Annotated in this window: 7 protein-coding genes and 1 pseudogene; 5 read left to right on the top strand and 3 right to left on the bottom strand. The window is 71.8% G+C overall.

The window, feature by feature from the left end:
* Positions 1-41 precede the first annotated feature (41 nt).
* The gene (locus IH09_RS30120) at positions 42-893 is read right to left on the bottom strand and encodes a TIM barrel protein (RefSeq protein ID WP_052860695.1); all 852 of its coding nucleotides are present in this window, start codon (positions 891-893) and stop codon (positions 42-44) included.
* Between the two features lie 370 nt (positions 894-1263).
* Positions 1264-2433 carry a LacI family DNA-binding transcriptional regulator gene (locus IH09_RS30125; protein ID WP_052860688.1) on the bottom strand — a complete coding sequence of 390 codons (1170 nt, stop codon included), beginning with the start codon at positions 2431-2433 and terminating at the stop codon, positions 1264-1266.
* Between the two features lie 363 nt (positions 2434-2796).
* Between IH09_RS30125 and IH09_RS30130 the strand changes: the two genes are divergently transcribed.
* The 5 genes from IH09_RS30130 (at position 2797) to IH09_RS30150 (ending at position 9993) form a co-directional block, all read left to right on the top strand.
* Positions 2797-3948, top strand: a complete 1152-nt coding sequence (locus IH09_RS30130; RefSeq protein WP_052860689.1) for a Gfo/Idh/MocA family protein — start codon at positions 2797-2799, stop codon at positions 3946-3948.
* A complete protein-coding gene (locus tag IH09_RS30135) occupies positions 3945-5084 on the top strand; it encodes a DUF993 family protein (protein ID WP_052860690.1) in 1140 nt (379 codons plus the stop codon). Before IH09_RS30130 ends, IH09_RS30135 begins: the two co-directional genes overlap by 4 nt.
* Positions 5081-6043 (top strand): sugar phosphate isomerase/epimerase family protein, encoded by a 963-nt coding sequence (locus IH09_RS30140; RefSeq protein WP_052860691.1) that lies wholly within the window; start codon positions 5081-5083, stop codon positions 6041-6043. The genes IH09_RS30135 and IH09_RS30140 overlap by 4 nt, the downstream gene beginning before the upstream one ends.
* 275 nt (positions 6044-6318) lie before the next feature.
* Complete coding sequence (recD2, locus tag IH09_RS30145; protein ID WP_052860692.1) at positions 6319-8529, top strand: SF1B family DNA helicase RecD2; 2211 nt, start codon at positions 6319-6321, stop codon at positions 8527-8529.
* Between the two features lie 174 nt (positions 8530-8703).
* Complete coding sequence (locus IH09_RS30150) at positions 8704-9993, top strand: citrate synthase (RefSeq protein ID WP_052860693.1); 1290 nt, start codon at positions 8704-8706, stop codon at positions 9991-9993.
* Between the two features lie 569 nt (positions 9994-10562).
* On the opposite strand, the pseudogene IH09_RS30155 reads toward IH09_RS30150, so the two are convergent.
* Positions 10563-10818, bottom strand: a pseudogene (locus tag IH09_RS30155) (heavy metal translocating P-type ATPase); the annotation flags it as partial.

Below are 10818 nucleotides of genomic sequence, written 5' to 3' on the forward strand. Positions count from 1 at the left end.
TGCCGGTGGGGCCGTGGCGCCGGGCGCACTAGCCGGGCGTACTAGGCGGTCGTTGACGCGATGGTGTCGAGGAGGTGTTGGAGACGGTCGCGGCCCGCGGCCAGCAGGGCGGGGAGTTCGGCCGCCCCCGGGTACCAGCGCTTTTCGTACTCCCAGCACAGCCAGTCGTCGGACGCCCGGCCGTCCGTCCGGCCGCCGCAGTACCTCCCCGCCCGGCCGAGGGCGGCGAGGGCGGCGGCGAGCGGCAGGGCGCCGGTGCCGAGCGGGAGCGGGGTGGTGTCCTCGGCCGAGGCGACGTCCTTGACCTGGACATATCCCAGATACGGGGCGAGCGCGGTCTGTGTGTCGGCGGGCCGTTCGCCGCCGAGCCAGCTGTGCAGTACGTCCCAGAGCGCGCCGATGCCGTGGTGGCCCACCGCGCCCAGGACGCGGGCGGCGGCGGCCCCCGTACGGTGCGAGTCGTGGGTCTCCAGCAGGACGCGGACACCCCGTTCGGCGGCGAGCGGCGCCAGCGCGGCGAGGCGGCGGACGGCATCCGCCTCCGCCGCCTCCGCCGGGCGGTCACCACCGCCGGGGAACACCCGTACGAAGGGTGCCCCCAGGTCGGCGGCGAGCAGCACCAGCCCGTTCAGCTCGTGTGCCAGCGCCGCCTCACCCGCCGCGTCCAGGGCGGCGGCGACCTTGGCGTATCCGGCCACCGCCAGGATGTCGATACCGGCGTCCGCGAACTGCCCGCGCACCGCGGCCCGTTCACGCGTACCGGTCCCGAGGTGCACCGGCTCCTCCGGATGGGCGCGCAGCTCCACCCCCTGATATCCGGTATCGGTGGCGAGCCGCAGCACCTCGGGCACCGGCATCCCGGGCACTCCGAGGGTCGAGAACGCGAACCGCACCGCCGCGCTTCTGGTGCCGCCCGCCGCGTCCCCGGCGGTTTCGTTCGCGGCGTCTCCGATCACGGGCCTTCTCCTTGGTTCTCTCGTCGGTTCACCTATCGGGCTGCTTGCCGGTTCTCTCCGGGCTTTCGCCACGGCGGTGTCGCCACCGACCGTACGGCCCCCGCCGTCACAGGATCAGCCGTCGGCCCCGGCCGATGAGGTCCTGGCCGAAGCTGTGGCGCGGCGCCTGCCGACCTGCTCGAATCCGGCGTGCTGACGGCTGCTCCCGGCCGCGCCCGGCACGGAACCGGTCCACAGTGCCGGCCCGGGAAATCCGGCAGAGTTGGCGAATTCCGCGGCGGTGAGTTGGCGCCCCACGCCGTGCCGGTCAAGGGCAGGGAACGGACGTGGACGCGCGCACGATCAACTCGGCGCGCAGCGTGGCCAGTCCGCCCGGCGGCCGTTCCTCGCGCCCCATCGCCAGCCGGCCGGCCCGCGCACCGGTCTCCTGGAGCGGCAGCCGGACGGTCGTCAGCGCGGGCGTGGCGTCCACACTGAACGGCAGATCGTCGAAGCCCGCGACGGACACGTCCTCGGGGATGCGCAGTCCGCGGTCGCGCACCGCCGCGCAGACGCCCAGCGCGGCGGTGTCGTTGGCCGCCACGATCGCGGTCAGACCTGCTTCCCTGCGCAGGAGTTCCGCGGCGGCGTCGTAGCCGGAGGCGCGGTCGTAGGCGCCGTGCACGGTACGCCGCGGGGTGTCCTCGATGCCGTACGCGGCGAGGGCGGCGCGATGGCCCGCCAGGCGCTCGCCGGTGGTGGTGCGGCCGGCCGGCCCCGCGACACAGCCGATACGGCGGTGGCCGAGACCGATGAGGTGGGCGGTCAACTGCCGTGCGCCGCCCCGGTTGTCGAACGCGAGCGTGGTGAGCGCGGTGAGCGGGACCCGGGGCGGGGCCTCGTCCGCCTCCGGGGTCTTTCCCGCCCCTCGGGCCTTCCCCGGCTCCCGGGTCTCTTCCGCCCCCTGGCTCTCGCCCGGTACCGCTCCCGTCGCCTCCGCCGCGGCCGCCACTCCCGTCGGCCGCCCGCACAGCACCACCCGGGTGCCCGCCTCCGCCAGCCGCGCCAGGGTGGCGGTCAGTGCCCGTGCATGGGCGGCGTCCTCCGAGGCGCTGCCGGTCAGGATGACCGCGGCCGCCCGCTGCCGCTGCAACAGGGTGAGATAGGTCAGTTCGCGCTCGGGGGAGCCGCCCGTGTTGCACACCACGGCGAGCTTCTCGCCTCCTTGTGCCGCGCCGCTCAGCTCCGTCTGCACGGCACCGGCGATGATCCCGAAGAACGGGTCGGCGATGTCGTTGACCAGGATGCCGACCAGGTCGGAGCTGGCGGCGGCGAGCGCGCTGGCCGGGCCGTTGACGACGTAGGCCAACTCCTCGACGGCGCGCAGCACCCGGCCGCGGGTGCCCGCGGCCACCGGGTAGTTGCCGCTGAGCACCCGTGAGACCGTCGCCGCCGAGACGCGCGCCCGCGCCGCCACATCCGCCAGCGTCACCGCCATCGCGGCCTCCCCGTGCTCCTCGTGCTTCTGGTGTTCCTCATGCTCCCCGAACTCCCCATAGGGCCCATCCTCCCCGTATGTTCCGCGCGTTCCGTGCGCACTGCGTCTGCTGTGTGATCCGTTGGGCCGGTGTGGTTCATGCGGTGCACGCGGTCCGGGTTTCCCGCACTTTTATCCCCCGGGCACCGGGCTTTCCACGCCCCGCCTCTTGTCCGTGTCCCGCACCGCAGGTTAGCTTCTCTCGCGATAGAAAGCGCTTACTGAATCTGCCTTCGCATGCCCCCTGCGGGCACCCGCACCGCCATCCGCACCCGCATCGAACGGACTGACCTGCCGTCAGTGCCGAGTGAGAGAGGCCGGGCCGTGACACGCACGACCGTACGCATCGCCATGAACGGCGTGACCGGACGCATGGGATACCGCCAGCATCTGGTCCGCTCCCTGCTCGCCCTGCGGGAACAGGGCGGCCTCGACCTGGGCGACGGGACGGTGATCTGGCCGGAACCGGTCCTCGTCGGCCGCTCCGCGCACAAGCTCCGGACGCTGGCCGAACGGCACGGTCTGGAGCACTGGAGCACCGACCTCGACACCGTGCTCGGCGACGACGGCATCGACATCTACTTCGACGCACAGGTCACCGCCGCCCGCGAGGAGGCCGTGCAGAAAGCGATTGCCGCCGGGAAGCATCTGTACGTCGAGAAGCCGACCGCCACCGGGCTGGCCGGTGCGCTGGAGCTGGCCCGGTCGGCCAGGGACGCCGGCATCAAACACGGCGTCGTCCAGGACAAGCTCTTCCTGCCCGGTCTGCGCAAGCTCCGCCGCCTGGTGGAGGGCGGGTTCTTCGGCCGCATCCTGTCCGTACGGAGCGAGTTCGGCTACTGGGTCTTCGAGGGCGACTGGCAGGAGGCGCAGCGCCCCTCGTGGAACTACCGCGCCGAGGACGGCGGCGGTATCGCGGCCGATATGTTCCCGCACTGGGAGTATGTGCTGCACGAGCTGTTCGGACCGGTCAAGACCGTCCAGGCGCAGGTCACCACGCATATCCCGCGCCGCTGGGACGAGTCGGGCACACCGTACGACGCCACCGCCGACGACGCCGCGTACGGCATCTTCGAGCTGGCGGGCGGTATCGTCGCGCAGCTCAACTCCTCCTGGGCGGTGCGGGTGCACCGCGACGAACTGGTGGAGTTCCAGGTGGACGGCACCGAGGGATCGGCCGTCGCCGGACTGCGCGGCTGCCGGGTCCAGCACCGCTCCAGCACCCCCAAACCCGTCTGGAACCCGGATATTCCGGCGAGTGAGCGGTTCCGCGAGCAGTGGCAGGAAGTCCCCGACAACGCCGAGTTCGACAACGGCTTCAAGGCGCAGTGGGAGCTGTTCCTGCGGCATGTCGTCCGCGACGAACCCTGGCGCTGGGACCTGATGGCGGGCGCCCGCGGTGTCCAACTGGCCGAACTGGGGCTGCGGTCGTCGGCCGAGGGACGCCGCCTGGACGTGCCGGAGCTGACGCTGTGACCGCCGCCGGACCCCGGGCGGGCCACCGTTCGCCGGCGGCCGCCCGTACCGTCTTCGCCGCCGCCCATGTGGTGGCCGATCCGCGCGCCGACACCCCGGTGGACGGCCCGGCCGCCATCGACTGGGACGCCACCCTCGCCTTCCGCCACCACCTGTGGTCGCACGGCCTGGGCGTGGCCGAGGCGATGGACACCGCGCAGCGCGGGATGGGCCTGGACTGGCCGGCCGCCGCCGAGCTGATCCGCCGCTCCGCCGCCGAGGCACGGACCGTCGGCGGCCTGCTGGCCTGCGGCGCCGGCACCGACCAGCTCCCGGCGCACGGCGCGTCGTTGGCGGCGGTCCGGGGCGCGTACGAGGAGCAGCTGGGGCTCGTCGAGGACGCCGGTGCCCGGCCGGTCCTGATGGCGTCCCGGCAGCTCGCCGCGGCCGCCACCGGACCGGCGGACTATCTGGAGCTGTACGGCCAGCTGCTGCGCCAGGCCACCGGACCGGTCGTCCTGCACTGGCTCGGCCCGATGTTCGACCCGGCGCTGGAGGGCTACTGGGGCAGCCCCGATCTCGACGCCGCCACCGAGACCTTCCTGCGGATCATCGCCGACCATCCCGGCAAGGTGGACGGCGTCAAGGTCTCCCTGCTGGACGCCGGCCGGGAGGTGCGGCTGCGCCGCCGGCTGCCGGCCGGCGTCCGCTGCTACACCGGCGACGATTTCCACTACCCCGAGCTGATCGCGGGTGACGACCACGGTTTCAGCCATGCGCTGCTGGGCGTCTTCGACCCGCTGGCACCACTGGCGGCCGAGGCCGTGCGCCTCCTGGACCCCGCGGTTCCCGGGGACCCGGCGGACCGCGGGGACCCGGCCGCCTTCCGGGCCGCCCTGGACCCGACCGTCGCGCTCGCCCGGCACCTCTTCCAGGCGCCGACCCGCTACTACAAGACCGGTGTCGTGCTGCTGGCCTGGCTCGCCGGGCACCAGTCGCACTTCACCATGGTCGGCGGGCTCCAGTCGGCCCGCTCGCTGCCGCATCTGCGGCGCGCGTACCAACTGGCCGACGGGCTCGGCCTCTTCCCGGACCCGGAGCTCGCCGCCGCCCGGATGCGCCAACTGCTCGCCGTGTACGGAGAGGCGGACGTATGACGGACTCCGGCCGGCCGGCCGCCGCGGCCGATCTGCTCGCCCGCCTGAGCCTCAACCAGGAGACCGTCAAACAGTGGTCGCTGCCGGAGCTCGCCGACGGGTGCGCGCGGGCGGGCGTGCGCGGGGTGGGCCTGTGGCGCGCGCCGGTGCAGGAGTACGGACCGGCCGCCGCCGCCCGGCTCGTACGGGATGCCGGGCTGACCGTCACCAGCCTGTGCCGCGGCGGTTTCCTCACCGCCCAGGACCCGGCCGGGCAGGCGGCCGCCCTGGAGGACAACCGGGCCGCCATCGAGGAGGCCGCCGTCCTCGGTACGGACACCCTGGTCCTGGTAGCGGGCGGACTGCCGCCCGGCAGCCGCGATCTGCACGGCGCCCGGGAGCGGATCGCGGACGCGCTGGGCGAGTTGGGACCGTACGCCGCGGCGCGGGGCGTACGGCTGGCGATCGAACCGCTGCACCCGATGTACGCGGCGGACCGGTGTGTGGTCTCCACCCTCACCCAGGCGCTCGATCTCGCCGAACGGTTCCCCGCCGACCAGGTGGGGGTGGTCGTGGACACGTACCACCTGTGGTGGGACGACACGGCCGGTGCCCAGATCGCCCGCGCGGGCGGGACGGACGCGGGGCCGGCGGGGACGGACACGGCGGCCGGGCCGGACGCGGTGGCCGGGGCCGGTGGTACGGGCGGCGCCGGGGGACCGGCGGGCGGTGGTGCCGGCTCGCGGATCGCCGCCTTCCAGCTGGCCGACTGGGTCACCCCGTTGCCCGAGGGCGTCCTCCTGGGGCGTGGGCAGCTCGGCGACGGGTCGGTGGACTTCCGGTGGTTCCGGGAGCGGGTCGACGCGGCCGGCTACCGGGGGCCCATCGAGGTGGAGATCTTCAACCCGGCGCTGTGGGCACGGGACGGCGCGCAGGTCCTGGCCGAGATCGTCAACCGCTTCGCGGCGCACGTCGGCTGACGGCGCCGGTGCGTACCGGGCCGCCACCTCCGGCGACCGGGCAACAGCTCGGCGGAACGGCACAACCGTTCCGCGGCCACGAAGGTCATATCCGGCGGCGGTCTCGTGTGGGGAGGGATCCGGGGGGATCCGGGGCCGGCCCGGAGGGGGAACCGAGGGGTCCGGCCCGGTGCCGGACCCCTCGATGGCGGTCCGGGCGCGCGCCCGCCGGGCGGGCGGTGGCCCGGGGACACCGGCCGGGACGTGTTGTCGGACCCGGGCGGTACGGTCGGGTCATGGTCAACGCAGCCGTGGTGGAAGGGGTCCTGGAGCGGATCACCTACGCCAACGAGGAGAGCGGCTATACGGTCGCGCGGGTCGACACCGGCCGGGGCGCCGGCGATCTCCTCACCGTCGTCGGCGCGTTGCTCGGCGCGCAGCCGGGGGAGTCGCTGCGCATGGAGGGGCGCTGGGGCTCCCATCCGCAGTACGGCAAGCAGTTCACGGTCGAGAACTACACCACCGTGCTGCCCGCCACGATCCAGGGCATCCGGCGCTATCTCGGCTCGGGGCTGATCAAGGGCATCGGCCCGCGGATCGCCGACCGCATCGTGGAGCACTTCGGCACGGACACCCTCGACGTCATCGAGGAGCGGCCCGAGCGGCTGATCGAGGTGCCCGGCCTCGGCCCGAAGCGGACGAAGCTGATCGGCGCGGCGTGGGAGGAGCAGAAGGCCATCAAGGAGGTGATGGTCTTCCTCCAGGGCGTCGGCGTCTCGACCTCCATCGCGGTGCGCATCTACAAGAAGTACGGCGACGCCTCCATCTCCGTCGTCCGCAACCAGCCCTACCGCCTGGCCGCGGATGTGTGGGGCATCGGCTTTCTGACCGCCGACCGCATCGCCCAGGCCGTCGGCATCCCGCACGACAGCCCCGACCGGGTCAAAGCGGGCCTCCAGTACGCCCTGTCGCAGTCCACCGACCAGGGGCACTGCTTCCTCCCCGAGGAGCGGCTGATCGCGGACGCGGTGAAGCTGCTCCAGGTGGACACCGGACTGGTCATCGACTGCCTGGGCGAGCTGGCCGCGGACCCCGAGGGGGTGGTCCGCGAGCAGGTGCCCGGCGACGCGGACGGCGAGCGGGTCACCGCCGTCTACCTGGTGCCGTTCCACCGCGCGGAGATCTCCCTGGCCGGCCGGCTGACCCGGCTGCTGCGGACGGACGAGGACCGGATGCCGGCGTTCCGGGACGTGGCGTGGGACAAGGCGCTGGCATGGCTCGCGAAGCGGACGGGCGCCGAGCTGGCGCCGGAGCAGCAGGCTGCGGTGCGGCTGGCGCTGACGCGGAAGGTCGCGGTGCTCACCGGCGGGCCGGGCTGCGGCAAGTCCTTCACGGTCCGTTCGGTGGTGGAGCTGGCCCGTGCGAAGAAGGCCAAGGTGGTGCTGGCGGCGCCGACCGGCCGGGCGGCCAAGCGGCTCGCGGAGCTGACCGGGGCGGACGCCTCCACGGTGCACCGCCTCCTGGAGCTCAAGCCCGGCGGCGACGCCGCGTACGACGCGGACCGCCCGCTCGACGCCGATCTGGTGGTGGTGGACGAGGCGTCGATGCTCGATCTGCTGCTCGCGAACAAGCTGGTCAAGGCGGTGCCGCCCGGTGCCCATCTGCTGCTGGTGGGGGATGTCGACCAGCTGCCGTCGGTCGGTGCGGGCGAGGTGCTGCGCGATCTGCTCGCCGAGTCGGGTCCGGTGCCGGCCGTCCGGCTGACCAGGATCTTCCGGCAGGCCCAGCAGTCCGGGGTGGTCACCAACGCCCACCGCATCAATTCCGGTGTCCCGCCGCTGACGACCGGCCTGCCGGATTTCTTCCTGTTCGCCGAGGAGGACACGGAGGAGACCGGGCGGCTGACGGTCGATGTGGTGGCCCACCGGATCCCGGCGAAGTTCGGACTCGACCCGCGCCGGGATGTCCAGGTGCTGGCGCCGATGCACCGCGGTCCGGCCGGGGCGGGCGCCCTGAACGCCCTGCTCCAGCAGGCCGTCACCCCGGCGCGCCCCGATCTGCCCGAGCGGCGCTTCGGCGGCCGGGTCTTCCGGGTCGGCGACAAAGTCACCCAGATCCGTAACAACTATGAAAAAGGCCGTAACGGCGTCTTCAACGGCACGGTCGGTGTGGTCACCGCGCTGAGCGTCGACGACCAGCGGCTGACGGTGCTCACCGACGAGGACGAGGAGGTCCCCTACGACTTCGACGAACTCGACGAGCTCTCGCACGCCTACGCGGTGACGATCCATCGCTCACAGGGCAGCGAATACCCCGCCGTGGTGATTCCGGTCACCACGAGCGCCTGGATGATGTTGCAGCGCAATCTGTTGTATACCGCCGTGACCCGGGCAAAACGATTGGTGGTGCTGGTCGGCTCACGGAGGGCATTGGGGCAGGCCGTGCGCACCGTATCCGCCGGTCGGCGGTGTACGGCTCTCGATCACCGGCTTGGCGGTGCGATGTGATGTCACCCCTTTCCCAATCGGGGCGAAAGGGAGCAGGATGGGCGCTCGGACGGCACTGAGTGCCGCGATGAGGCTCTATGGCCGACCCCGAGTGCACAGCCAAGGTCCAAATGGGGGAAGGTATAGGCAGTCAGGGCACCTCGAAGAAGAGGCACAACGTCGGTGAGGGATGACGTGAGCGACAACTCTGTAGTACTGCGTTACGGGGACGGCGAATACAGCTACCCGATTGTCGACAGCAGCGTCGGCGACAAGGGCTTCGACATCTCGAAGCTGCGCGCCCAGACCGGTCTGGTGACCCTGGATTCCGGTTACGGCAACACTGCCGCGTATAAATCCGCGATCACCTATCTGGATGGTGAGAACGGGATTCTTCGCTACCGCGGCTACCCGATCGAGCAGCTCGCAGAGCGCAGCACGTTCGTCGAGACCGCGTACCTGCTGATCAACGGTGAGCTGCCCACCGTTGACGAGCTGGCGAACTTCAAGCAGGACATCACCTACCACACCCTGCTGCACGAGGACGTCAAGCGCTTCTACGACGGCTTCCCCCGGGACGCCCACCCGATGGCGATGCTGTCGTCGGTCGTCAGCGCGCTGTCGACGTTCTACCAGGACAGCCACAACCCGTTCGACGAGCGGCAGCGGCACATCTCCACGATCCGGCTGCTGGCCAAGCTGCCCACGATCGCGGCGTACGCGTACAAGAAGTCCGTCGGCCACCCGGTCGTCTACCCGAGCAACGAGCTCGGCTACGTCGAGAACTTCCTGCGGATGACGTTCTCGGTGCCGGCCGCCGAGTTCGACCTCGACCCGGTCGTCGTGGGCGCCCTGGACAAGCTGCTGATCCTGCACGCGGACCACGAGCAGAACTGCTCCACCTCCACCGTGCGCCTGGTCGGCTCCTCGCAGGCGAACCTCTTCGCCTCGATCTCGGCCGGTATCAACGCGCTGTGGGGCCCGCTGCACGGCGGCGCCAACCAGTCGGTGCTGGAGATGCTGGAAGGCATCCAGCGCGATGGCGGCGATGTCGACGCCTTCATCCGCAAGGTGAAGAACAAGGAAGACGGCGTGAAGCTCATGGGCTTCGGGCACCGCGTCTACAAGAACTTCGACCCCCGGGCGAAGATCATCAAGGCGGCGGCGCACGACGTCCTGTCGGCCCTTGGCAAGTCCGACGAGCTGCTGGACATCGCCCTCAAGCTGGAGGAGCACGCGCTCTCCGACGACTACTTCGTCTCGCGCAAGCTCTACCCGAACGTCGACTTCTACACCGGCCTGATCTACCGGGCGATGGGCTTCCCGACCGAGATGTTCACCGTGCTCTTCGCGCTCGGCCGGCTGCCCGGCTGGATCGCCCAGTGGCACGAGATGATCAAGGAGCCCGGCTCCCGCATCGGCCGCCCGCGCCAGATCTACACCGGCGTCGTCGAGCGCGACTTCGTCCCGGTCGAGCAGCGCTGACGGCCACACGCCGAGCGCAGTGAACCCGGACCGGCCCCCGCCCCTCGAAGGGACGGGGGCCGGCCGCGTTCGGGGCCGTCGAGGGCCGCCGCCGTCGCGCCCGGCCACGGCCTCGTAAGGGCCACCGGGAGCGCCGTCCACGGCCTCGTACGGGCCGCCGGAAAGGTTGCGCAAACGAGAAGCGCCCCGCCTCCAGATCCCCCCACGGGTCCGGAGTGCGGGGCGCCTCCCTTGTCCCGGTTCGGATTCCCCCCACGGGATCCGTCCGGGCGTTCTGGGTTGCACCGCGCTCTGCCGGGACGCGCACATTCGGGAGGGCCGCTCAAAGCTCCCCGGGCGCGTCGTCCCGGCCACGCGTTGCCGAGCACGATCCCCCAAGATCGGCACGGCTTTGCAGTGCAAGCCCCGCCGGGGTGCCTGCACTGCCCGGTTAGACTCACGACCCCCCTCAATGGTTACGTTCGGATCTCTGTGATCTGGGTCTCCTGCCATAAGGGGGCGAATATGGTCAAGGGTTGCGATTTGAAGATCAAGGCTTTCCCGTATGGGTGTTGTGTCAGTTGTGAGAGCTATGTGAAAGCGCGCAGCCGCAGGCTGTTGGCAACCACGAAGACCGACGAGAAGGCCATCGCGGCGCCCGCGATCATCGGGTTGAGCAGTCCGGCGGCGGCCAGCGGGAGCGCCGCGACGTTGTAACCGAACGCCCAGCAGAGATTTCCCTTGATCGTGCCGAGGGTGGCGCGGGCGAGGCGGATGGCGTCGGCGGCGGTGCGGAGGTCGCCGCGGACGAGGGTGAGGTCGCCGGCTTCGATGGCGGCGTCGGTG

The organism is Streptomyces celluloflavus (assembly GCA_000720995.1).
GTDB lineage: Bacteria > Actinomycetota > Actinomycetes > Streptomycetales > Streptomycetaceae > Streptomyces > Streptomyces celluloflavus.